Annotated in this window: 23 protein-coding genes; 12 read left to right on the top strand and 11 right to left on the bottom strand. The window is 64.9% G+C overall.

Features of this window, described 5'->3' with window-relative positions:
- Positions 1-316: 316 nt before the first annotated feature.
- Both DFS13_RS17355 and DFS13_RS17350 read right to left on the bottom strand, forming a co-directional pair.
- Positions 317-796, bottom strand: a complete 480-nt coding sequence (locus tag DFS13_RS17355) for a nuclear transport factor 2 family protein (RefSeq protein WP_006485164.1) — start codon at positions 794-796, stop codon at positions 317-319.
- 64 nt (positions 797-860) lie between these two features.
- A complete protein-coding gene (locus DFS13_RS17350; protein ID WP_043205268.1) occupies positions 861-1,466 on the bottom strand; it encodes a TetR/AcrR family transcriptional regulator in 606 nt (201 codons plus the stop codon).
- Between the two features lie 182 nt (positions 1,467-1,648).
- Here DFS13_RS17350 and DFS13_RS17345 point away from each other — a divergent pair, with 182 nt between their 5' ends.
- Together DFS13_RS17345 and DFS13_RS17340 are read left to right on the top strand one after the other, a co-directional pair.
- Positions 1,649-2,287, top strand: coding sequence for a GNAT family N-acetyltransferase (locus DFS13_RS17345; protein ID WP_006485174.1), 639 nt, complete (start codon positions 1,649-1,651; stop codon positions 2,285-2,287).
- The gene (locus tag DFS13_RS17340; RefSeq protein WP_058902459.1) at positions 2,284-2,700 is read left to right on the top strand and encodes a hypothetical protein; all 417 of its coding nucleotides are present in this window, start codon (positions 2,284-2,286) and stop codon (positions 2,698-2,700) included. The genes DFS13_RS17345 and DFS13_RS17340 overlap by 4 nt, the downstream gene beginning before the upstream one ends.
- 412 nt (positions 2,701-3,112) lie before the next feature.
- Here DFS13_RS17340 and tdh read toward each other — a convergent pair whose 3' ends face one another.
- Both tdh and DFS13_RS17330 read right to left on the bottom strand, forming a co-directional pair.
- Positions 3,113-4,141, bottom strand: a complete 1,029-nt coding sequence (gene tdh, locus DFS13_RS17335; RefSeq protein ID WP_006480187.1) for an L-threonine 3-dehydrogenase — start codon at positions 4,139-4,141, stop codon at positions 3,113-3,115.
- Positions 4,142-4,154: 13 nt separating this feature from the next.
- On the bottom strand, positions 4,155-5,354 hold the full coding sequence (locus tag DFS13_RS17330; protein ID WP_006496225.1) for a glycine C-acetyltransferase: 1,200 nt from the start codon (positions 5,352-5,354) through the stop codon (positions 4,155-4,157).
- A gap of 158 nt (positions 5,355-5,512) precedes the next feature.
- Between DFS13_RS17330 and DFS13_RS17325 the strand changes: the two genes are divergently transcribed.
- The 3 genes from DFS13_RS17325 to DFS13_RS17315 all read left to right on the top strand — a co-directional run bounded on the left by DFS13_RS17325 (position 5,513) and on the right by DFS13_RS17315 (position 7,765).
- A complete protein-coding gene (locus DFS13_RS17325; RefSeq protein WP_006496226.1) occupies positions 5,513-6,124 on the top strand; it encodes a helix-turn-helix domain-containing protein in 612 nt (203 codons plus the stop codon).
- Positions 6,125-6,265: 141 nt separating this feature from the next.
- Positions 6,266-6,643, top strand: coding sequence for a DUF2471 family protein (locus DFS13_RS17320; RefSeq protein ID WP_111441915.1), 378 nt, complete (start codon positions 6,266-6,268; stop codon positions 6,641-6,643).
- 102 nt (positions 6,644-6,745) lie between these two features.
- Complete coding sequence (locus DFS13_RS17315; protein WP_006485171.1) at positions 6,746-7,765, top strand: tyrosine-type recombinase/integrase; 1,020 nt, start codon at positions 6,746-6,748, stop codon at positions 7,763-7,765.
- Between the two features lie 135 nt (positions 7,766-7,900).
- Here DFS13_RS17315 and DFS13_RS17310 read toward each other — a convergent pair whose 3' ends face one another.
- Positions 7,901-9,082, bottom strand: coding sequence for a DNA-binding protein (locus DFS13_RS17310; protein ID WP_111441914.1), 1,182 nt, complete (start codon positions 9,080-9,082; stop codon positions 7,901-7,903).
- A 1,823-nt stretch (positions 9,083-10,905) separates the two neighbouring features.
- Here DFS13_RS17310 and DFS13_RS17305 point away from each other — a divergent pair.
- Complete coding sequence (locus DFS13_RS17305) at positions 10,906-12,273, top strand: replication initiation protein (RefSeq protein ID WP_006480193.1); 1,368 nt, start codon at positions 10,906-10,908, stop codon at positions 12,271-12,273.
- Between the two features lie 92 nt (positions 12,274-12,365).
- On the opposite strand, the gene DFS13_RS17300 is transcribed toward DFS13_RS17305, so the two are convergent.
- A complete protein-coding gene (locus DFS13_RS17300) occupies positions 12,366-13,427 on the bottom strand; it encodes a ParB/RepB/Spo0J family partition protein (protein WP_006485146.1) in 1,062 nt (353 codons plus the stop codon).
- A gap of 23 nt (positions 13,428-13,450) precedes the next feature.
- On the bottom strand, positions 13,451-14,113 hold the full coding sequence (gene parA / locus DFS13_RS17295; protein ID WP_006480195.1) for a ParA family partition ATPase: 663 nt from the start codon (positions 14,111-14,113) through the stop codon (positions 13,451-13,453).
- A gap of 1,062 nt (positions 14,114-15,175) precedes the next feature.
- Here parA and arsC point away from each other — a divergent pair.
- Entirely contained in the window at positions 15,176-15,532 is a 357-nt protein-coding gene (gene arsC / locus DFS13_RS17285; protein WP_111441913.1) for an arsenate reductase (glutaredoxin), read from the top strand.
- 137 nt (positions 15,533-15,669) lie between these two features.
- On the opposite strand, the gene DFS13_RS17280 is transcribed toward arsC, so the two are convergent.
- Together DFS13_RS17280 and DFS13_RS17275 are read right to left on the bottom strand one after the other, a co-directional pair.
- Positions 15,670-15,885: a zf-HC2 domain-containing protein gene (locus DFS13_RS17280; RefSeq protein WP_006485156.1), complete on the bottom strand. Its 216-nt coding sequence runs from the start codon at positions 15,883-15,885 to the stop codon at positions 15,670-15,672.
- Entirely contained in the window at positions 15,863-16,462 is a 600-nt protein-coding gene (locus tag DFS13_RS17275) for an RNA polymerase factor sigma-70 (RefSeq protein ID WP_006496230.1), read from the bottom strand. Before DFS13_RS17275 ends, DFS13_RS17280 begins: the two co-directional genes overlap by 23 nt.
- Before the next feature lie 368 nt (positions 16,463-16,830).
- Here DFS13_RS17275 and DFS13_RS17270 point away from each other — a divergent pair, with 368 nt between their 5' ends.
- Entirely contained in the window at positions 16,831-17,385 is a 555-nt protein-coding gene (locus DFS13_RS17270; RefSeq protein ID WP_006485152.1) for an NADPH-dependent FMN reductase, read from the top strand.
- Positions 17,386-17,445: 60 nt separating this feature from the next.
- Here DFS13_RS17270 and DFS13_RS17265 read toward each other — a convergent pair whose 3' ends face one another.
- Positions 17,446-19,695, bottom strand: a complete 2,250-nt coding sequence (locus tag DFS13_RS17265) for a hybrid sensor histidine kinase/response regulator (RefSeq protein WP_012493655.1) — start codon at positions 19,693-19,695, stop codon at positions 17,446-17,448.
- Positions 19,696-20,165: 470 nt separating this feature from the next.
- Between DFS13_RS17265 and DFS13_RS17260 the strand changes: the two genes are divergently transcribed.
- Genes DFS13_RS17260 through DFS13_RS17250 form a run of 3 tightly spaced genes read left to right on the top strand, consistent with a single transcriptional unit; the run spans position 20,166 to position 22,088 of the window.
- Entirely contained in the window at positions 20,166-20,534 is a 369-nt protein-coding gene (locus tag DFS13_RS17260) for a response regulator (RefSeq protein ID WP_011548759.1), read from the top strand.
- Positions 20,527-21,153: a chemotaxis protein CheC gene (locus DFS13_RS17255; protein WP_006496234.1), complete on the top strand. Its 627-nt coding sequence runs from the start codon at positions 20,527-20,529 to the stop codon at positions 21,151-21,153. The genes DFS13_RS17260 and DFS13_RS17255 overlap by 8 nt, the downstream gene beginning before the upstream one ends.
- Complete coding sequence (locus DFS13_RS17250) at positions 21,150-22,088, top strand: GGDEF domain-containing protein (RefSeq protein WP_006485173.1); 939 nt, start codon at positions 21,150-21,152, stop codon at positions 22,086-22,088. The genes DFS13_RS17255 and DFS13_RS17250 overlap by 4 nt, the downstream gene beginning before the upstream one ends.
- A 19-nt stretch (positions 22,089-22,107) precedes the next feature.
- Here the strand turns inward: DFS13_RS17250 and DFS13_RS17245 are convergent, their stop codons facing one another.
- Positions 22,108-22,992: an alpha/beta fold hydrolase gene (locus DFS13_RS17245; RefSeq protein ID WP_034203110.1), complete on the bottom strand. Its 885-nt coding sequence runs from the start codon at positions 22,990-22,992 to the stop codon at positions 22,108-22,110.
- Between the two features lie 191 nt (positions 22,993-23,183).
- On the opposite strand from DFS13_RS17245, the gene DFS13_RS17240 reads away from it, so the two are divergent.
- Entirely contained in the window at positions 23,184-23,516 is a 333-nt protein-coding gene (locus DFS13_RS17240) for a hypothetical protein (protein WP_034203111.1), read from the top strand.
- Positions 23,517-23,547: the final 31 nt, after the last annotated feature.

Here is a 23,547-nt window from a genome sequence, read left to right as displayed (position 1 = left end):
TTTGCGCGAATCTTCGTTGACGTCGAAATCAATTCGATCGGTGAGTTGCACGTCGCGCTCGCACCCACCGATCGTCAACACACGTTCGCTTCGACGCGATCGGTGAGATGCATCACGCGACGACGCACACCGCAGCACGTCGAGACATCCGCCGCTGCATCGGGCGCAAGGCCGCGTCGACCGGGTCGAAGCACACAGTCCGACGCAGCATTTCACCTCGTCCCGAAAAATCTCACCTTCAACGGACGGCTCCCGAATTTCCTCACCATTGAACCGCGGGGACGCGTTCGCCGCTCCGTTGAGCGCGTGCGCGGCATCACAGCCCGAGGTCGGACAGCCCCGGATGATCGTCCGGACGACGACCAAGCGGCCAGTGATAAAGGCGGTCCGCCTCGCGAATCGGCAGATCATTGATGCTCGCGTGGCGATGCGCCATCAGGCCGTTCTCGTCGAACGCCCAGTTCTCGTTGCCGTACGAACGGAACCAGTTACCCGCATCGTCATGCCACTCGTACGCAAAACGCACCGCGATGCGATTGCCGTCGAACGCCCACAGCTCCTTGATCAGCCGGTAGTCGAGTTCGCGCGCCCACTTCCGCTGCAGCAGCCCGACGATCTCGTCGCGGCCCGTCACGAATTCCGCGCGATTGCGCCAGCGGCTTTGCGGCGTATAGGCGAGCGACACGCGTTGCGGGTCGCGCGTGTTCCACGCGTCCTCGGCGGCGCGCACTTTCTGGCGCGCCGTGTCGAGCGTGAAGGGCGGAACGGGCGGACGAACTTCGGGGGAAGCGGACATGGGTTGCTCCTGTTCAGGGTTGTGGCCGCGAACGCACGCAGCCGGTTCGGGTTCGCTGCGTCGGCTACCGCGACACGGCATCGAGCAGCAGTTCGGCCGTCGCGCGCGCATCGCGCGCGGCGTTTGCATCGCCACTGACGAGCGCCACGCCGATCGCGCCGTCGATCAACACGAGCCACTGACGCGCGATGCGCGCGAGCCCGCGGCGCTCGATGCCGGTTTCGTCGGCACAGGCGTCGAAGCGCTCGCGCACGAACGCCAGCAGACGCGCCTTGTGCATGCGGGCGACGACGCGCACGGGATCGTCGGCGTCGGGTATCTCGCCCGCCGTATTCAGGAACGCGCAGCCATGAAAGTCCGGCTGCCCGAACCAGTCGCGCAGCACGTCGAACATGCCGAGCAGTTGCGCGCGCGGCGTCTTGCCGCGCGCCAGCGTGGCGTCGACGAACCAGCGCATCCAGCGCTCGTCGCGACGTTCGAGCGCGGCGACCACCAGCGCCTCTTTCGATTCGAAATGCGAATAAAAGCTCTTTCGTGCCGCGCCGGATCGCTTGACGATCGCATCGACGCCGGTCGCATGGATGCCGCCCGAATAGATCAGCGCTTCGGCCGCGTCGAGCAGCCGGTCGCGCACGCCCGGTTCGCCGGAGGAGTCGAGAAGTGTGTTCATGGGTTTACGGTAGAACGATCGTTCTCCGGCGTCAACCTTCATGTGAAAAGCCCTGCCGGCGAGAGGGCCTCGTCGTGTCCTGGCCGAGACGTCGAGGCCGGCCGCGTTTACGACATTTTTTCTTGAAGCGGCGACACGACGCTCACTACACTTCGGTCACCCTGTCTGGGCGAAAGGACATCATGCAGCGACCGGAATCCGCGCGCCCCGCGCGCGCCTATGCGGCTTATGCGAAACGGCTCGACGGCCGCGTCATCGTGCGGCGCTTCGACCCGTGCAGCGATTCGTACGACACGCTGACCGCGCTGCTGCATCGCGCGTTCGCGCCGCTCGGCGCCTTGGGCTTCAATTGCCCGTGCGTCGATCAGCCGGCCGCGGCGACGCGCGAACGCGTGCTGACCGGCGAGTGCTTCGTCGCGCTCGGCAACGCGCATCTGGTCGCGACGATGACGATGCGCTCGCACGATCCCGATTCGCGCTGCGATCCGTATCGCAGCCGGCGCGTCGCGACGCTCGAGCAGCTGGCCGTCGATCCGGTCTGGCAGGATCGCGGCATCGGCCGCGCGCTGCTCGCATTCGCGCAACGTCGGGCCGCCGCGCGCGGCGCGACGCATCTCGCGCTCGACGCGCCGTACGCGGCGGCTCGGCTCATCGCGTTCTATCGTCGCGACGGATTTCAGCCGGTCGACGTGGTGCGCTTTCCGGGGCACAACTACGACAGCACGATCCTGTGCAAGGCCGTCGGCGGCGCCGACGGCAGCACGCGCGCGCACGGCACGATGCAGATCGACGTCGCGCGGCAAGCCGGTGCGGCATCGTGAAACCCGATGTGCGCAAGCGCGATGACGACGACGATCGCGCACGGCTCGCCATCCGGCAGGCACGCGTGCGGGCGGCGCTAAGGCTGCGTGGCGTGATGAAGCTGACGATCGTCACGATCGCGGTGGCGCACGTGTTGACGTTCGCGTTCGAAGGCGTGCTGGCCGCAGCCGGTTTCGCACCGGACGCGGCGGCCGTGCTGCTGTTCCGCTTCGCGACGTGCGTGCTCGTGAGCTTCTGGCTGCAGGCGGATGCGTTGCGCGCGTACCGGTACGCGGCGCAACACGGGTTCGTCACGGCTCCCGGCGCGCATGGCGATCCGCTCGACGTTGCGCCGCAGTGTCCGAAGCGCTGGCTCGTCGTGTTGAGCCTTCAGCTCGACCCGCGCGGATCGAATGGTGAACGGATCAAGTAGCGATCGGTGCACCGATCGAAGCCGATCGCCCCGCGCATCAGTGAGTCGCAATCAGTGAGTCGCAACGCGGGGTGCGGCTCACGGTCGAGGTTTCGGTTCGGCACGATGTCGCATAGGGTGGCGGGCGAACGCGTGCACGCCAAGCGAAGCGGGGAACTGCGGGGACGTGGAGAAACAGGCGCCGGATGGCGTGACGGGAGAGAAGCGAAGCAGCTGCCGACCGGTGAAGCGAACGTGCAATTGCCGGTCACCTATGCGGGATCGTGCGGCGATTCGGCACGCAAACACAGCTCCCGAATAATCTCACCTCAAGCGCTGCATCACGCGTTTCGACGTGTGACGGTGCGCGTGCAAACGAAAACGGGGCAGGCGGCGATCGCGCCGCGCTGCCCCGTCTCGACACTCAGTCGACTCAGACGGTCCAGTCGAGAATCACCTTGCCGCTTTCGCCGGACAGCATCGCGGCGAAGCCTTGCTCGTAATCGTCGGCCGCGAAGCGGTGCGTGATGATCGGCGACAGGTCGAGGCCGCTCTGCAGCATCGCGACCATCTTGTACCAGGTCTCGAACATCTCGCGGCCGTAGATGCCCTTGATCTCGAGCCCCTTGAAGATCACCTGGTTCCAGTCGATCGCCGTCTGCGCGGGCGGGATGCCGAGCAACGCAACCTTGCCGCCGTGGTTCATCGCCTCGAGCAGGCTCGTGAACGCGCTCGGCACGCCCGACATCTCGAGACCGACGTCGAAGCCTTCGGTCATGTGCAGGTCGGCCATCACGTCGCGCAGCGACTCGCGCGCGACGTTGACCGCCCGCGTCGCGCCCATCTTGCGCGCGAGCTCGAGCCGATAGTCGTTGATATCGGTGATGACGACGTTGCGCGCGCCGACGTGCTTCGCGATCGCGACGGCCATGATGCCGATCGGGCCCGCGCCGGTGATCAGCACGTCCTCGCCGACGAGGTTGAACGACAACGCCGTGTGCGTCGCGTTGCCGAACGGATCGAAGATCGACGCGAGATCGTCGGAAATCTCCGGCGGAATCTTGAACGCGTTGAATGCCGGAATCGCCAGGTATTCGGCGAACGCGCCTTCGCGGTTCACGCCGACGCCCACCGTGTTGCGGCACAGATGCCGGCGCCCGGCGCGACAGTTGCGGCAGAAACCGCACGTGATGTGACCTTCGCCGGACACGCGATCGCCGATCGCGAAGCCGCGCACTTCCTGCCCCATCTCGACGATCTCGCCGACGTATTCGTGGCCGACGTGCATCGGCACCGGAATCGTCTTCTGCGCCCAGTCGTCCCACTTCCAGATATGGATGTCGGTGCCGCAGATCGCCGTGCGGCGGATCTTGATCAGCACGTCGTTGTGGCCGACTTCGGGGCGCTTCACCCGCGTGAGCGTGAGGCCGGGGCCGCGTTCGAGCTTTGCCAGTGCTTTCATGGTCGCGCCTCCGTCAGATGATGCCGAGCGACTTGCCGACGCGCACGAACGCGGCGACCGTCTGGTCGATCTGCTCGGGCGTATGCGCGGCGCTCATCTGCGTACGGATGCGCGCACGGCCGCGCGGCACGACGGGGAACGAGAAGCCGATCACGTAGACGCCTTCGCCGAGCAGCCTGTCGGCCATGTTCGTCGCGAGCTGCGCGTCGCCGAGCATCACCGGGATGATCGGATGCGCGCCGGGCACGAGCGTGAAGCCGGCTTCGGTCATCTGCTTGCGGAACCGCGCGCCGTTCTCGCGCACGCGCTCGCGCAGCTTCGCGCCTTCGTCGCTGCCGAGCAGTTCCAGCACCTTCAGCGACGCCGCGGCGATGCTCGGCGTGAGCGTGTTCGAGAACAGATATGGACGCGAGCGCTGGCGCAGCAGCTCGATCACCTCGCGACGCGCGGCGACATAACCGCCCGAGGCGCCACCGAGCGCCTTGCCGAGCGTGCCCGTGATGATGTCGACGCGGCCTTCGACGCCGCAGTGTTCGGGCGTGCCGCGGCCGTGCGTGCCGATGAAGCCGACCGCATGCGAATCGTCGACCATCACCAGTGCGCCGTAGCGATCGGCGAGATCGCAGATGCCTTTGAGATCGGCGATGATGCCGTCCATCGAGAACACGCCGTCGGTGGCGATCAGCTTGTGCCGCGCGCCCGCGGCATCGGCTTCCTTGAGCTTCGCCTCGAGGTCGGCGAGATCGTTGTTCTTGTAGCGGAAACGCTTCGCCTTGCACAGGCGAATGCCGTCGATGATGCTCGCGTGGTTCAGCTCGTCGCTGATCACTGCGTCGTTCTCGTCGAGCAATGTTTCGAACAGGCCGCCGTTCGCGTCGAAGCAGCTCGAATAGAGGATGCTGTCCTCGGTGCCGAGAAACGCGGCCAGCGCGCTTTCCAGTTGCTTGTGGACGGTTTGCGTGCCGCAGATGAAGCGCACCGATGCCATGCCGAAGCCGTCCTGGTCGAGGCCGGCCTTCGCCGCGTCGAGCAGGCGCGGATCGTTCGCCAGACCCAGATAGTTGTTCGCGCAGAAATTGAGCACGCCGGCACCGCCGGCGAGCCGCACGGCTGCCGCCTGGGGACTCGCGATCTCGCGCTCGGTCTTGTAAAAACCGTCCGCGCGGATCTGGTCGAGCGTCCCGCGCACCTGGGCGAGAAAGGCATCACGCATCGCAAAGCTCCTGACAGGGATTCGCATTCCGCAGCGCACTGCTCGTGGCGGCGCAACGGCCTGCTACTGTTATAGTCGGTCGTTCGGTTGACCGCATTTATCCGATATTCCGAACTGGAATTCGAAATATCGAACAACTCTAAGCGAACGGAATCCAAATGGCAAGTTCCTCCGGATCGCGGCGCCCGCCCGCCGCAGCCGCCCCGCAACCGCCGGCCGCGACCCCGCCGCGCGTGGGCGAGCAGATCCAGCGACTGCGCAACGAGCGCAAGCTGACGCTCGACGACCTGTCGCGCGCGGCCGGCGTATCGAAATCGATGCTCTCCGAGATCGAACGCGACAAGGCCAACCCGACGATCGCCGTCGCGTGGCGGCTGACGAACGCGCTCGGCATCACGCTCGACGAACTGTTCTCGCAGCCGAAGGCGCCCGAGACGATTCGCGTGGACGGCCCGCACGACATTCCGACGCTCGCCGGCCACGACGGCCGGTACCAGCTGCGCGTATGGGGCCCGATCGACCTCGCCGGCAAGTTCGAGTGGTACGAGCTGACGCTGCCCGGCGGCGGCGCACTGGTATCGAACGCGCACGAACCGGGCACGCGCGAACATCTCACTGTGCTGCAGGGCGCGATGGAAATCGAGGCCGCCGCCGCCAGCCGACGCCTGAAGACGGGCGACACCGCACGCTACCCGGCCGACGAGCCGCATGCGATCCGCAATCCCGGCAAGGCCGAAGCGCGGGCACTGCTCATCGTGATCCATCGCTGACGGCGCGGATAGTCGGCCAAAAGGCCAATCGCAGGCCTGTTGCGGAAAACACTGTATGTTTGTACAGTATACGGACATTCCGCCATGCACGGGCCGGAGCCGGCGCACCGAGGCGCCCGCCCTGGTCGACAGGAGCCTGCAATGACAGAAGAACAAGATTTGGCCGCGCTCAGCTTCAAGGCTGCCGCGCACGACCTCGAGTTTATCGTCCGCCATATCGCCGGGCGCTACATCCGTCAGCGCGTGCCGCTGACGTGGCGCCTGCTGCACGCGATCGAAGCCGAAGCGCTCGCCGATCTCGGCTTTGCGAGCCGGCACGACGCGGGCATGCGCCAGTTGTTCGAACGGCCGTCGGACATGACGTTTCCCGAAACCGACGATCCGATCGACTTCGGGCGCTCGAATGCGCTGCCCGCGGTCTTTTCGTTCGCCGTTCTCGCCTATGAAGCCGCGGCAACGGCGCACGACACCGCGCGTCCCGCGCGCGCGCTGCGCCCGTCCAAGGCGTGGGGCGACTGATGGCCCAGCCCCGGCCGAGCCGCACGGCGGCCGGTTCACCCGTTCGCTGCCCGAGACGTTGCGGAAAGGGCTACCATATACGCAACTAACGGAATTAATACCATGTCCCTTCCCGCCGCTCCCGACACTGCCGCACACCCGGAAGAAAAGGATCTGTTCGACCGCGATGCGTCCGACTGGGTCGCGTCGCCCGAAGCTGCGTTCGACGCATGGCTGGCCATGCAGGACTATCGCCGCTCGTCAGCCGATGTCTATCGCGCACAGTGGGGCGCGTTTCTCGCGTGGATGCGCGCGCATCAAAAGAACCTGGCGACGGTCGATACACCGACCATCGCGAACTTCGTCGGCGAGTTGCCGATCAAGAAAACGCAGCGGATGCGCTATCTCCGGCTGATCGAGCGCGTGCTCGACCATATCCGCCGCACCGAGTACGCGTCGACCAATCCGGCCCGCTTCATTGCTCAGGATGGCGAAGCGAACTGGCGCAAGGCGCGCGACAACGAGCCGACCGGTTTCCTCACGCCGGCAGAGCGCGCGACGTTGCTCGCCTATCTGTTTTCGCCGATCGGCGTATCGGGTTCCGCATACTGGAAGGAGCGTCGCGACCGCGCGCTCGTCGCTGCATTTCTCGGCGCCGGCATCAAAACCGGCGAAGCGCGCTCACTTACGATTAGTTGCATCAATACGAGCGGCACGTCGCTGCGGATCGAGTCGACGCATCCGGATTATTCGCGGGAGACCCATCTGGCCTCGTTTGCGATCGCTTTGCTCGAAGCCTGGCTCACCGAGCGCAAGCGCCAGGAGATTCCGGGAGAACTCGTCTTCCCCGCATCGCATGCCGGGCGACCGATGCACAAGGCGACGATGCTGCGCGCGATCGATGCGATCGTCGAATCGGCCGGGCTCACGTCGTCACGCACCGCGCGCGCTAGCCCGCAAACATTGCGCAACACCTATGCGGCGGAATTGTTCGAGCACGACGTGCCGCCCGAGCGGGTCGGCAAATGGCTGGGCTTCATGCGGCCGATCTCGTCGAATCGCCTGCATCGCGCGTGGAAAAACTGGCGCGACGGGCTGGCCGACCACAACGGTGACGCGTCCGACCGCGACGAAACTCACTGATCGGGAACCGGCTGCTCACGCGAAGCGATCCGTGAGCAGCCTTGTGTGGCGCAGCCTCACCGTTTCACAGCTCCCGAAAAATCTCACCTCAAGCTTCCCGGATCATCTCACCTGTGCGGCGCCGCTGGCCTCCGGTCAGGTGTGCGCAAAACGCGCGACGGCTTCGAAGCGGGACGGCCAGATGCCGGAAGCGTGCTCGCACTCGGGGCACGCGACTTCAAAACCTTCGTCGCCGTGCGACAGTTCCGGTTCGCCATCGCAATGCGGGCACTGGGTCGGCGCCGGAATCTCGTGATCCAGCGCGGTGCCGATCGCGGCATACGCATCCGCGTCGAGTCGTCCCGCCTCGGCCAGGCGCCGGATCAGCGCGGCGATTTCCGGATTCATTCCGCGGTTCGCGCGCAACGAACTCACGTCACGCGTTGCGCGCTCCAGTTCGTCGCTCTGCGTACGCAGCTGTTCTTCGAGCCGGTCGGCGCGCGCCTTGGCCGAACTCAATTGCTGCAGGAAATCGAACTCCTTGCGCTGGACGTCGCGCAACCCGCTCTGGTAGGTCGACGCCATGCTGCGCAACGAGTCCAGCTCGACCAGCATCGGTTTGACGCGACGCTCGGCTTCGGCCACCGCATCCTTGATTTGCTGCGCATAGTGCTCGGTACGCTGCTGTAATTCGGCTTGCAGCGCATCGATGCGGTCGCGCAGGGCGGCGTTCTGTGCCTGTTCGGCTTCGATCCGGCCGGCAGCCGCGGCCAGTTCCTTTTCCAGTCGTGCGACTGTGGTGAGCAAGGTTGCTTCGCTTGCCGAACCGTGAGTCGTTTGCGACGCGAGCTGAACCTCGAGTTCGGTCACCCGGGCCTGCAATTGTTCGTTTCTCGCTTCTCCGCGCGCGAGCGCCCCTTCGAGCGTTTCCTGGCGGACGGTTGCGTCACGCAACCGCTGTTCGGCTTCGGCCATGTCGGCGCGAACCTGCTCGCGGTCGCCATCGAGGCTGTCGCGCGCCGCTTTCAATGCTTCTTCATAGAGTGCGCCCAGCAACGCGCCGGCCTTTTCCTCGACGGCTTTCGGGATCGCCGCGCCGTCCAGCCTGATCTTGGACGCGGAACGAATGCGCTCCCAGAAATGGTCGATGTCTTTCGGGATGTCGCTGGCGCTGCCGGTCTGGGTGAGATCGCGGACGTTGGCGGCCGAGGGCCGGATGCCGAGATCGAAGAACAAGCGTTTGCACGCATGCAGTGACAGTTCCTGGCGCCGTGCACCGCTTGCGCGCAGCGATTCCAGTTCTTCCCGAATGACTTGACGCATTTCGTCCAGGGTCATGACCACACTCGCAGACTATGAAATGTTGCAATCATAACGAAATACGTATTTCTTGATACTTGTTTCGAGGGTCCGTTGTGAATTTACGTCGTTTTGCACAGAAATCGGATCCATGAGTCCATCTGGTCGAAGGAGGCCCGGAATTCCGTGAAACAAAGCGAAGAAAGTCAGCCAAGTCCTTGTCTTGCAAGCATTTTCCAGCGAACCGCGAATTTCGGCCTTTGTTTCACATGACACCGGATCCGGTTGCCGGTCGGTGTTCAGGGGTTGGGGTGTCTGTGGAAAACTCGTCAGCCGATGTCTTGAGAGTATTAGAAGTAAACACCCTTGAACCCTTAGTTAAAAACGTTAACGCCACGGCACAGCCTTATGGAGCAAGGCTTTCCGGCCGACAAGGTGAAGTTTTACGGGAGCCAAGGTGACCTTCTGCGGGAGCTGACGTGATGGGGTTCGGGGAGCTGCGTGAGCCGTTGCAGGAAGGGTCGTGAGCGGATTCGGGATCACAGTAAAACACGCGTTTTCCCAAAGGTGAGGGTTTTCGGGGCCTCACAGCCATGGAACCCGCGCTGTGCCTGACTGCACAGTTTTCTGCCTGTGCAGACATAGGTGAGAATTTGCAGGACCCGCTTCACGCCCCGATTTTGCCCATCTTTTGGGCAGATTTGGCGAAAGGTGAGGTTTCACGGGACTCCACGGGAATTTGCTGTGAGGATTTCCGGGAAGCGAACGCCATTTTGCACAGCAAAAGTGCTCTCGGGGGCCTGTGATGCCCCAAAGGTGAGGTTTTTCGGGAGGGAAATCCGGGTTTTCCTGCCCCGATCCCGTTAAGGTGAGCTTTTTCGGGGCATGGATCACAGACCGTGATCCGGCTTACAGGTGAGATTTTCCGGGAGCCGGAGGTGCTGAAAAAATGGGCAAAGGTGAGGCTTTTCGGGACCTGTTGCCGGCCAAATTCGCTGAAAAGCCCGCCAGGACTGGAAGAAATCTCGTTTTTGCTGTGCCACTTTTTGGCACAGGTGAGATTTTTCGGGGGCTGACATACGGTTGTCGTATGAAGGATTCCGGTCCAAAGGTGAGGTTTTTCGGGGGATCCTGGCGCGGCACAGCCAAATGCCTACTGTGCATAAGTATCGGAAGAGATTGGAGTTTTTGATACCGCGCCGGTTACGGTGAGGTTTTTCGGGAGCGTTTTCCGTGCCCGCTGCTGTGCCGCATTTCGTCGGTAAGGTGAGCGTTTTCAGGAGTCGTTGGCAGCCGATCCCGCGCGGGTCGGGCGTTCGTCGGTAGCCGGATGAATCAGCAGGCTGTGCTTGAGGTGAGTATTTTCGGGACCGGATACGATTTGCGCGCTGTACAATGCGCGCCCGGGCTGGCCAAACACGCGCTGATCGGGCTGCGCGTGCCGGTTTCGACGGCGCTTTTGCATGTGTCGAAGCCGAATCGATCTCCCGGCGCGCCACGCCTGTACATGCATACAGGCCCGCTGGGCGGCGGTCGACGAGATCCGGTGAGGTGCAATCGCGAGCCGGTGTCGAACTCACGGCTGCGCAGTCGCAAAATTACGACAAATCGAAAGGTGAGCCGATACGGGAGCCAATTCCGCACGTGTCGAGCACAGGTGAAATTCTGTGAATCGGCGCATGCCGCGGCACGTCTGGAAGAGTCCGGAACGCCGCAACGGCGGACCGGTGAGCGTTTTCGGGAGCCGTTCGGGTGAGTGCCGTTTTGCCGGCGCGCTTCACCGGCTATGGTGAGCATGTCGTTCTGGACGCACATCACCGCAGGCGCTATCCTTCCGGGAAACTTCTCCTCCGACCCGACGTATGGCCACGACGAAGCGCGCCAAGAAAACCGATGTGGATGTGGTGAGTGCCAGTTCAGCCGAATTGCGAAAGGCCGTCGAGGCGATCGCCATTCAGCCGAAGAGCGGCAAGATCACGCTCCTCACTCGCAAGCTGTTCAATGTCCTGCTGGCCGTCGCGCAGCAGGCCGACGACTCGGGCGATACGTATCGCGCACTGCTGTCGGATATCGTCGCCAACTCCGCTTTCGATTCGAACGACACCGCCTTGGTGAAGGAACACCTGCGCCGCATGGTGTCGGTGCAGGTCGAATGGAGCACGGGGACGTCGAGCCAGAAGCCGGGCCGCAAGTGGGGGATCTCCACGCTGATCGCGGATGCGGAAATTCTCGAGGATCCGACCACCCGCCGCGTGTGGGTCGAATTCTCGTTCGCGCCGAAGATCAAGAAGAAGCTGCTCGACCCGGTCCAGTACGCGCGTCTGAGCCTGCAGTTCCAGAGCCAGCTGCGCAGCAGCGCGGGTCTCGCGCTGTACGAGATCTGCGTGCGCTACCTGACGAACCCGAGCCACCTGACGATGCGCGAGCCGTGGGAATGGTGGCGGCCGATCCTGTCGGGCACACCCGACACGGAAGCCGGCGACGAAGCGAAGCGCGAGTACAAGTACTTCAAGCGCGACTACCTGCGCCCGGCGATCGCGGAAGTCAACGCGGTCACGAACATCTTCGTCGAGCTGATCGAGCACCGCGAAGGGCGCCGGGTTGCCGAGATCCAGTTCCGCGTGACCGAGCGCAAGCAGCCGATGCTCGCGCTCGACGAACACCCGAACGTGTTCGACAGCACGCTGGTCGACCGGATGGTGAAGCTCGGGATCCCGCTGAAGGAAGCGCAGACGCTCTACGCGGACAGCGAGGAAAACCGGATTCGCGCCGCACTGCAGATGACCGAGCAGCGGATGCGCAGCACGACGCTCCCGCCGGTGCGCAGCGCGCCGGCGCTGTTCAAGGATGCGCTGAAGAAGGGGTATGCGCCGCCGGTCGAATCGGTCGACGCGCTGCCTGCCGGCACGCCGTCCGCGAAGGTCGCGGCTGCCCAGCCGGACGATCTGAAGGCCCGCTTGCTGAGCGAGTTCGCGGCGTTCCGCCGCAAGGAAGCGAAAGTGCTGTACGAAGAGCAGGGCGACGCGGAGCGCGAAGTGGCGCGCGAGTCGTTCGAATCCGAGGCGTTGCCGACGATGGGCTCGCATCTGCGCGACGACTGGCGCAAGCGCGGCCTCGATTCCAAGCTGGCCGAGACGGCCTTTTTCGACTGGCTGGCGCAGAAGACCTGGGGCGAGCCGACGGACGGCGACCTGCTGTCGTTCACGCTGAACCAGTCGCGGGCCGCTTGAGGCCCGCTCAGGCCCGTTGACGGGCCGCCGCCGGCTCCGCCCCCTGATCGGGCGGGACCGGCGCCCTCAATAGGCCCTGCGGGCCGTTTCCCTCACTCCGACAACAGCATCCGCTCGAGCTGCTCGAGAATCGCGTCGCGCTTGTCCTTCGGGAGGCCGCGCAGGCGCAATTCGATGCGGTCTTCGCCATACGACTTCAGGTCGCCGACCGACTTGCCGCCGAGCTTGATCTCGAGACGCTGCGCATAGCGCTGACGGCCCGCAGGCTTCGGCGTCTCCTGTGCCGCGACGCGACCCTTGACGATGTCCGACACCTGGCGCGTGCTGAGATCGTCCGACACGATCTTGTTGATCAGCCGCAGCGTGGCCTCGGTGCCGCGCGCATTGTGATAGCGGCCGACCTGATACGCCATGTTCGATCCGAAGCGATCGGGGCGTGCGACCATTTCCTGCATGATCGCTTCCGGCAACTTGCCGATCGACAGCGCGACGGCCACCGTCGACTCGTCGAGGCCGAGATGCTCGGAGAGTTCTTTCTGGCTCTGGAAATGCTTGTCGTCGAGGAAGCGGCGCCACACGACAGCGTTGTCGAACACCGTCTGCGAATCGCGCTGAACGTTCAGGTCGTAGCCGAGCTTGTAGCTCTGGATGCCGATCGGCACATCGATCACGATCGCCTTGACCGATTCCTTGTTCGCTTCCTTCAGCGCCCGCACGCGACGCCCGCCATCGCTGACGAAATATGTGCCCGGGTTGTCGTAATCCGGAATCACGTGGATCGCCTGCTGCTGTCCCTGCTTCGCGAGGTTGACCGCGAGTTCGGCAATCGACGATTTCAGATAGAAGTGCCGCGGGTTGAACGGACTGTGCTTGATCGCCTTCAGCGGCAGCTCGATCACCTGCCCGGGTGCATAGCGATTCTCGAGACGCCACGCGCGATATTGCTGCGATTCGTCGATCGACGGATCGATCGTGAATTCCGGAGCAGGCGGCGGTGCGATGTCCTTCTTCGCGGATTTGGTCGGCGCCGGGGTCGGCGTCTCGGACTTGACGATGCCGTCGATCGCATTGAGCCGATCAAGCGCCGTGCGCTTCTCGCTCGTCGTGATATCCGGGCGCGCTTGGAATCCTTTGGCAAATTGGGAGGGTTTCATGTGACTCCTTTGTGCGCATAAAGTCAGGGCAGCATGGCGACGATTTCGTCGGCGCATGCGCGAATTTCGGCGGCGGCCAGCTTGCCGCCACGATCGTTCATCTGCAGCACGGTCTGACCGAGCGCCATCGCCTGCTTGTACGCTTCCCGAGTCGGAATCTGCGTCTTCAGCAGCGGGAAGCCGAGTTCCTCGAGCGCACGCTTGAGCTCACGGGTCAGCATGCGCTTCTCTTCGGTCTTGTTCAGCAGGAAGACCGCGCGGAGGTCTTCGTTCATCACCTGCGCCTGCTGAATCAGTTTGACCAGCCCGACGCTCGACCAGTAGTCGGCCGGCGACGACGACGTTGGGATCACGGCAATCGACGCGGCCAGCAGGACGACACCGGAGACTTTCTCGGTGATCGACGGCGGGCAGTCCACGACGATGATGTCGTAGTCGTTGATGAACTTCTTGATCTCGCGATGGATCTGGCCGTCGGCCTCGGCAAGGTTGACGACCGGAAACGGGATGCCGTTGTCGCTGTCGCCGGATGCGCTCGACCAGTGAACGAGCGTGTTTTGACGGTCTGCGTCGATGACGAGGACGCGCTTCCCTTTTTCATGGAACGCGGCGCCGAGATGCATGGCAATCGTGCTTTTGCCGACGCCACCTTTTTGTTGAGTGACTGCAATGATTTCCGCGGCCAATTTTCACTCCTGTTTTGGTCGTTGGAATTCTACAGGACGATATTTGAATTTCAATGAAATTGTCGTTCGACAACTACGCGTTGGCCATTCGGACGATCGGTTTATGCGCATAAACGAGCGGCGGATGTTCGATGGCTCGTTTGGACGGTGTGGTGAAGAGGAAGCGGCTGATGCCGAGTGATCGATGCGGTGCTCAGGATTACGTCTTCACGGGCGTATCGTCGGGGCCGTTCGTGGCAGAGATATCTCGACGCTCTCCCCTTTCGCGGGACGAGTCGCGTTGCCTGCGAGCCGCGAGTTTGTGCGCATAAAGACTGCGGAGGCCGATCGATGGGCTTCGTCGCTAGAGCGCATGGCATTCACTCGCGAGCGACCGGCGTGAGCTGCGCGTCGTAGTCAGGTGCGTAGATCACGAGGTGCGTCGTTGAATGGACGTGCATGGAGGCAATGTCCTGCCGGGCCGTAGTGTTTATGCGCATAAACCAGAGGCAACGATAGGCCGCGACGAAGCGCCGTTGGCAGAGACTACGCCTGAGTCAGGCGGCAACGACGTCATGTTGGGGACGACGGTCTATCGATATAGCCATCGCGCAGTGCCGTTGCGTGTCGACATACGTCCATGCCACGAGCCACGCTGTACCTCGCCCGGCAATCGCGCGCTTTATGCGCATAAACCTACCCGGCGTGTTCCGCAATCGCATACCCCTTTCGCCACCCGAGACAGCCCTCACGAGACAGCCCTCACGAGACAGCCCTCACGAGACAGCCCTCACGAGACAGCCCTCACGAGACAGCCCTCACGAGACAGCCCTCACGAGACATCGGCTGCGCCGGTCGTCGGCCCCGCGAAGCCACCCGCCCGACTTTATGCGCATAAACAACCACTCTTCGACGCGTCGCCGAACACAGGACACTCCCCTCTCGCGATCACTGCGCATCGCCAAACCGAAACCGCCTCAGCGACCTATCAAGAGGAACCCCACACCGATCTCGATTGCCCCCCATCAGGCCCCTCGATGCAGACTCGCTACAATACAGGCCTCACCCCTCCTGCCTTGAACGATGATCACGATCTACCACAACCCCCGATGCTCGAAATCCCGCGAGACGCTTGCGTTGGTCGAGTCGCTGAATACCGCCGGCGTGCCGCTGAATGTCGTCGAGTACCTGAAGACGCCGCCGACTGTCGAGGAACTGGACACGCTGCACAAGCAGCTCGGCCGCCCGGTCCGCGACATGCTGCGCGACGGTGAGGAGCCGTACAAGGCGTTGAATCTGGCCCGCGCGGATCTGACCGACGCCGAAGCCTACGGAGCGATCGTCGCTCATCCGGTTCTGCTGCAACGCCCCATCGTCGTGTATCGCGGCAAGGCGGCTATCGGTCGCCCGCCCGAGTCGGTGAAGGCGCTGTTCGAATAATTCTTGCCGCGCGTATTTTTCTTATTGCATCAACGCGCTCCAGCCCGGCACGCGCAACGGCAATCCACGCCGACGCGCTCGCCGGGCCGCACCCGCCAGCCACCACCGGAACGATGCGTCGGCAGGCACCGCGACGCCTAGCCCCCACCGGACGATCCATCGTCACCGTCCGGCTCCCGCCCGGCCGCCGCTTTCGCGGCCGTCCGCAACAGCGCGATCTGTCCGCGATAGGCGCGGCATCCGCTGCAGGTCGGCAGATGCACGCGCACCTGCAGGCGCTCGTGCAGCGTCAGACGCCGATCGAGCGCATCCGACAGCAGTCGCGTCACGTCAGTACATTTCCCCGGCAGCATCTTCGGTCGTCAGTCCTTTTTCGCTCAGGCAGGTTCGCAGGCGCGTGCGCGCCCGATACAGCAGCACGCTGCAATGATTCGTCGTCAGCGTCAATTCACTGCAGATGTCCACGATCTCGACATCGAGGAATTCGCGCATCATGAACACGCGTCCGATCTGCTCCGGCAGATGGTCGAGGCACGCCTGGAACAGCGTCCAGAATTGCTGCTGCTGCAACAGCGTTTCGGGCTTCGGCCACGGACGCGGTTTCGCGTGCGCGGCCCAGTGACCGTTGTCCTTGAACAGTTCGCGATCGAGCACGGATTCGCCGTCGAGTTCCGCATCGAGCGCGGTCAGGCTCACCATCCGCTGCCGTGCGCGCAGCACGTCGATCAACTTGTTGCGCAGGATGCCGAACACCCAGGTCTTGTGGGCCGACTGTCCGGCGAAATCGCCGGCATGCGACCACGCGGCGGCCAGCGCTTCCTGCACGGCGTCTTCGGCCGCGTCGGCGTCGCGGAGCTGGAGTCGCGCGAAGCGCAGCAGGTCGCGCCGCAGTTGCGCGAGATAGGTGGGGTCGTCGTATGCGGACGGCATGTCTGGGTGGCAGTGTCTCGAGGCGACCGCGCGTGCGTCACGGAGCGGGCGCGTCGCGGTGCGAGCAGCTTACTGGGCGCGGTGCCGGCCTGCAACGCAATGTTCCGTCACGATTTCACGAAGCCGGTCGCCGCGCTGCGCTATGCTTGCCGAACCCTGTCGCGCGCGTCGACGCCGACACGCGGCGGGCAATCTGTAACGTCAGAACATAACGGTCGAGTTATCCACAATTTCTGTGGAAAACCTTGTGGAAAGTCGGCCGGACGGCCCCGTGGGACGGCTCGCGGGCTGGCTTGCCTATAAACAGACCTTTGTCGCTCATTCGGAAGCAATCGATCCGATTCCTCACTCACCGGAAGGAGAATGCCATGTCCTATCGTATTGCGGTCGTCGTCGGCAGCCTGCGTCGCGCGTCGACGAACCGTGCGCTCGCGCACGCCGTGATCTCGCTCGCCCCCGCCGATTTCTCGTTCGAGTTCGTCGAGATCGGCGAGCTGCCGTTGTACAGCCAGGACTACGACGCGGATTTCCCGGACGTCGCGAAACGCTTCAAGCAGTCGATCGAAGCCGCCGACGCGCTGCTGTTCGTCACGCCCGAGTACAACCGGTCGATTCCGGGCGTATTGAAGAATGCGCTCGACTGGGGTTCGCGCCCGTGGGGTTCCAACTCCTGGTCGGGCAAGCCGGGCGCGGTGCTCGGCACGTCGCCGGGCGCGGTGGGAACCGCGCTCGCGCAGCAGCACCTGCGCAACGTGCTCGCGTACCTCGACGTGAAGACGCTCGGTCAGCCGGAGATGTTCATCAAGCACGATCCGGCGCGCATCGACGACCAGGGGCAGATCGTCAGCGAGGACACGCGCAAGTTCCTGCAAGGCTTCGTCGATCGCTACGCGAGCTGGGTGCGCCTGCTGAAGTCGGCGTGATGTCGCCGGCCTGATCGCCACCCCCGTTCACGCCGCCGGCGCCGGCCCGCCCGCAGCGGGTCACGCGCCGGCGTGGCGTGCGTCGCGCGCTTCGCGGATGCCGAGCAGGATCTCGTCGAGCAGCGCGATGTCGAACGGCTTCGACAGCACGCGGACGTTGACGGTGCGCGTGCGGTCGAGTTCCTCCGCATAACCCGTGACGAGAATCACGGGCAGTTTCCCCGGCCGCTTCTCGATCGCTTCGGCGAGATCGATGCCGTTCAGGCGGCCCGGCATGTGGATGTCCGAAATCACGAGATCGAACGCATCGTTCGCGGCGGCGCCTTCGATCAGGCGCAACGCGTCGTCGGCAGTCGGCGCATAGGTCACGCGATGACCGAGCAGCGACAGCAGCGCCTCCGTGCCGGCCGCGACTTCGCCGTTGTCCTCGACGAGCAGCACGTGCAGGCCGGCGAGCGCGCCGCTCCCCGCATCGTGCGCGACGGCCGCCGGCCGCGCGACGACATCCTCGGCGCGCGCGCGCGGCAGGTACAGACGCACCGAGGTACCCGCGCCGACCGCGCTGTCGATCGTCGCAAGGCCGCCCGAGCGTTCGCAGAACGCGAATACCTGGGGCAGGCCGAGCCCCGTCCCCATCCCCTGCGCCTTCGTCGTGAACAGCGGCTCGAACGCGCGGGCGAGCACGTCGGGCGCCATGCCCGAACCCGTGTCGTCGAGCGAGATCTGCACGAAGTCGCCGGTCAGCGGGAAGCCGTCCTCGCGGCGCAGCGTGACGTTGCGCGCGCCGACCGTGAAGCGTCCGCCGGTCGCCATCGCATCGCGTGCGTTGACCGCGAGGTTGATCACCGCGAGCTCGAGCTCCGCGACGTCCACGCGGATCGGCCAGACGCCCGGCTCGATCGCGACGACCAGCGACGACTTCGACCCGAGCGACGTCTTCAGCAGTTCGCGGCACGTGCCGACCCATTGCCCGACGTCGATCGTCTCGTTGTGCAGTGGCTGCTTGCGCGCGACGCCGAGCAGCTGGCGCGTGAGCGACTGCCCGTTCTTCAGCGCGCGTTCGATCGCGCCGAGCTCCTTGTCGAGATGCTGGACGCCGCGCCGCCGCGCGATCTGCACGTTGCTCGAGATGATCATCAGCAGGTTGTTGAAGTCGTGCGCGACACTGCCGACGAGATTGCCGAGCGCCTGCATCTTGCGCGACTGCCGGTACGCCGATTCGATCGAGCGCCGCATCGACGCTTCGGCCTGCCAGCGGTCCCACGCCTCTTCTTCCGCCTTCAGCCGCTTGAGCGACAGCCAGATCACGGACCACAGCGCGACCGACGGCGCGAACATCGAGAGGAACAGCACGCTCAGGTGTTCGTACCATTCATGCCAGATCGCCGACGTGCGGTACGCGCAGCTCACGTAGACGGGATAGCTGCCGACCTGGCGATACGCGACGATCTCGCTGCTCGCGCCGTCGTGGCGCACGCGCACGACGCCGGCGCGCGGATCGTTGCGCGCATTGCCGAACGTGATCGAGCGATCGGTGTGCGCGAGCGACGGCGGCGGCGGATACGACGCGATCACCGCGCCGTCCGAGCGCGCGAGCGCCATCGTCATCGGCGTGCTCGCGCCGCCGAGCAGGTCGCGGTAGAACGCGTTGAAATACGACGACTTCAGCGCGATCGACACCATGCCGGCGAACGAACCGTCGCTATGGCGCCGCGCGACGCCCGTGTTGAACACGGGGATGTTCTCGAGCTTGAGCGGCCCCATCATCAGCCGCGAGATGTGTTCGATGACCTTGCCGTCGCGAATGCCGGCGAAGTCGTCGCGGTTCGCGATCGACGCGTACGGCGCCGGATAGTAGAGGCTGTTGGCGAGCAGCATCCCGCTCGCGCCGAAGATCGACACGGCCGCCACCTGCGGATAACCGCCGCCGATCGTGTTCAGCGCTTCGTGGATGTCGGATTCCCTGCTGCGCACGGTCGCGTCGTCCATGTCCTGCACGAGGTCGACGATGCGCGCATCGAGCGTTTCGCTCAGGTCGAACACCTTGAGCGCATGCTCCTCGGCGACGCGCACCGTGCGCATCGTCACGTCGCTCGCGGCGGCCTCGCGCGCCTTCAGGTCGTTGTACGCCATCACCACCACGTAGATGCACGGCAGCACGATCGCCGCGACGAGCAGCACGATCAGCGTGACGCGGCGCACCGCGAAGTCGTGCTCCGGTGCGCCGGACGCGTAGCTGCCGTCGTCCTGCCAGTCGTCGGCGGGAGGGGGGGCGGGGGCGCGGGAGTCGGCAGGCCGTTCGGACGTCATCGAGGAAAGCGGGTGAGGCAGAGGTGTCTGCCATCATAAACGAGTTGCGACGGCCCGCCGCGCGGCGCCGTACGGGCGTCATCCCGTCGTATGTGACAGCGGTAAACCGTCAGATTGAAAACGCGACGAATCCGGCAGCGCAAACGTACACAAGGAAAAATTTTGCGTGCTTATCTCGAAAATGGTCGCGGCTGTTTTCGGAATGGCCCGCGATCGGATCGATTCTGTCCGAAATGGTGAAAATGGCGAGTTGCATCGCCTCCGGTTTACTCCGAGAATCGCGCCTTGCTTTCCCTATGACAGATATATGCGCCCGCCGGCGATGCCGCGCGGTGCGTCGCGCGCATCTGCGTCGCGGCGCCCGTGCGCGGCCGCAAGGCGGTTGCCCGCGCCCGAAACGCATGGCACTAAAGAAGTGCGCCGCGCGGTCGTTAACGCGAGAGAGACCATTCCGTATACCGCATCGCCCCATGCCTTTGCCGATTGTAATTGCCGACGATTCGCTGCTCGCTCGCAAACTTCTGACAAAGGCGCTGCCGGGAGACTGGGACGTTGACGTCGCGTATGCGGCGAATGGTCGCGAGGCCTTGGCGCTCTATCGTGACGGCAAAGCTTCCGTGATGTTTCTGGACCTGACGATGCCCGACATGAGCGGATATCAGGTCCTGGAAACACTGCGCCACGAAGATCTGAACACGTTCGTGATCGTGGTATCCGCCGATATCCAGCCGCAGGCGCAAGCACGCGTGCGTGAATTGGGCGCGATCGCATTCGTTGCCAAGCCCGTGACGTCGGAGGCATTGCTGCCCATTCTCAAGGAGTATGGGTTGTATGCCTGAATCGGTGTTCACGGCGGAGCAACGCGACGCGTTGCAGGAGATCGCCAACCTTGCAATGGGCCGCGCCGCCGCGCGGCTGGCGTTGCTGCTCGGGCATTTCATCGAGCTGTCGGTGCCGCGCGTGCGCGTCGTGAAAGCGGCCGACGCGGGCGACGCGCTGCGCGAGATGACGGGCATCCACGACAACGTGACCGCCGTGCGCCAGGGCTTCCGTTCCGACATCAAGGGCGAGGCGATCGTGCTGTGCCGCACGGCGGGCGTCGCGCGGCTCATGTCGGTCGTCGACCGCACGTTCGGCGACGGCGTGTACGGCGGGATGGCGACGCCGGACGAGCTCGTGTTCGACGTCGCCAATGTGCTGATGGGCGCGTGCGTCGCGTCGATCCTCGACGAACTCGGCCGCAAGCCCGTGTTCTTTCCGCCGGGGCTGCTCGGCGCGAACGTGTCGTTCGACGACGTGTTCCAGCCGAACGAACTCGGGTGGAGCGTCGCGCTGCTGCTGGAGGTGAACTTCGGGCTCGAGGACCACACGTTCCGCGCGCATTTCGTGATGCTGATGGCCGAGGATTCGATCCGGCTGATGGGCGACGCGCTCGACGCGTTGCTGTCCGCGCTATGACGGCCGCCGCCCCGTCGCTGAGCGACCTCGTGATCGAGCGGGTCGGCTTCGGCCTGTTCGTGCTCGACCGTTCGATGACCGTCCTGATGTGGAATCGCTTCATGCAGGACCACAGCGGTATCCCGGCCGCCGACGTGATCGGCCGCAACCTGTTCGACTGCTTTCCGGACCTGCCGCACGCGTGGCTGTCGCGCAAGCTCGAGAGCGTGTTCCAGCTCGGCAGCTTCGCGTTCAGCTCGTGGGAGCAGCGGCCCTACCTGTTTCGCTTCGAGCACGACCGGCCGATCACGGGCGGCGTCGACTACATGCAGCAGGACTGCACGTTCATGCCGCTCACGCGCGGCCGCGACGTCGAGGCCGTGTGCGTGACGATCTCGGACGTCACGCATGTGAGCGTGATGCAACGGGAGCGCGAGGAAGCGGTCGCGAAGCTGCGCGAACACGCGAATCGCGACGGGCTGACCGGCATCGCGAACCGGCGCTTCTTCGAGGCGCGGCTCGGCGACGAATTCGCGCGCTGGCAGCGCTACGGCGGCGACCTGTCGGTGCTGCTGTTCGATCTCGACCACTTCAAGACGATCAACGACCGCTTCGGGCATGCGGCGGGCGACGCCGTGCTGCGCGAAACCGCGCGCCGCGTCGCGTCGATCGTGCGCGGACAGGATACGTTCGGCCGGTTCGGCGGCGAGGAATTCGCGCTGCTGCTGCCGTGCACGAATCTCGACGAGGCGATGCGGGTGGCCGACAAGGTGCGCGACGCGATCGGCAGCCTGCCGGTCGACGCCGAGGGCGTCAGCGTGCCGGTCACGGCGAGCGTCGGCGGCGCGTGCGCGAAAGCCGGCGCGCTGACCTGCGACGTGCTCGTCAACGAGGCCGACGCCGCGCTCTATCGCGCGAAGCGGCTCGGGCGCGATCGGTCGGTCGCGTACGCGTGACCGGCCGCGCCCGCCCTGCTCAACCCTTCGCGATGTCGGCGAGCACGCCGGCCAGCACGGCCGGCTGCGACACGAACGGCGAGTGGCTGCTGTCGAGCTGGTGTACGTGGGTCGGGTTGCCGGGTGCGAACGCGTCGGCTTCGTCGATGAAGCGCTGCTGCAGCGCGGGCAGGATCACGCGATCCTGCAGGCACTTGATGTAGTGACGGTCGAGCGCGCCCCAACGGGCGGCGGTCGTCGGAATCGCGGTCGCGAACGGCGCGGCCGGCACGTCGCAGCTCATCAGGTTCGCGACCGCATCGAAATCGGCCTGCGGCACGTCTTCGTACAGCGCGCGCTTCATCAGTTCGCGATATGCGGTGTCGCCGCTGTGCGGATCGACGCGCAGCGCACCGGCCACACGCGGGCTCGCGAGCATCAGCGGGCCGAGCAGCTCGCCCTGGTTTTCCGGCGCGCGCACGTAGTCGAGGCCCGGCACGCCCGACGCGGGCATGAACGCCGCGAGATAGACGATCTTCGCGATCTTCTCCGGCGCGCGTTCGGCGGCCGCCGTGATCGCGAGGCCGCCCATGCTGTGCCCGACCAGCACGACCTTGCCGCGGCCGAGCGCGTACGCGTCGTCGACGGCCTGCATCACCTGCGTCGCGTATTCGTCGAGCGTGGTGTTCGCGACCGGCGACGGCTCGGCGCCGAACGCGTCCTGGTCGAGCGGCCGGGCGAGATACGACGCGGGAAAGCGGGCATGGATGCCGTGCGCGGGCAGGTCGCGCGCGATCGACAGGTAACCGCGCGCGGCCAGCGCGGCCGCGACGTGGGCGTAGCACCACGCGCCATGCCACGCGCCGTGCACGAGCACGAAAACGGGATGATCGGCCTGCGGGGTGGCGGTGTCGTGCGTCTCCATGGTGTCCGTATTTTTTGCGGGAAAGGTGTCATCTTAGACGAACCGGCCGGCATCGAGACGCGATCGCGCGGCGCGTTTCGATGCCGGCAACGATCCGTCCCTTTGTGTCGCGCAGGCCACATTTCGTCGGGATCCGATTTGAATTTGTGCCGAAGCGCGCTAATTTGTTGCTTTACCTGCGATTGCGCCCCATGAACGTCGACTATCTCTTCTATCGGAAGCCGAACAAACCCGGCCCCTATTCGCTCGACGACCTGGGCGACATCGCGCCGCCGATCGGCCCGGGCGACGTGGTGCGGGCGGGCATCGCGCGCGTGTTCGAGCAGATCGACTGGCAGGAATCGCCCGACGTGCCGGGCGCGTGGTTCGGCACCGGCGGCGCGGTTTTCCAGTTCACCGCCGAGCCCGACGGCCGCGTGACGAGCTTCATGGGCTCGCGCCTCGAGCGCCGCTCGATGCTGCAGCTCACGCGCGAAATGGGACTCATCGCGCTCGATCTGCAGCGCGACATCGTCTACGGCTGACGCACCGCGCGGCGCCGGTTCGCCCAGGCCG

Source organism: Burkholderia sp. 28_3, assembly GCF_003253915.1.
Lineage (GTDB): Bacteria > Pseudomonadota > Gammaproteobacteria > Burkholderiales > Burkholderiaceae > Burkholderia > Burkholderia cenocepacia.
Note: the sequence above shows the minus strand (reverse complement) of the source record. Positions and strands in the feature narration are given on the sequence as shown.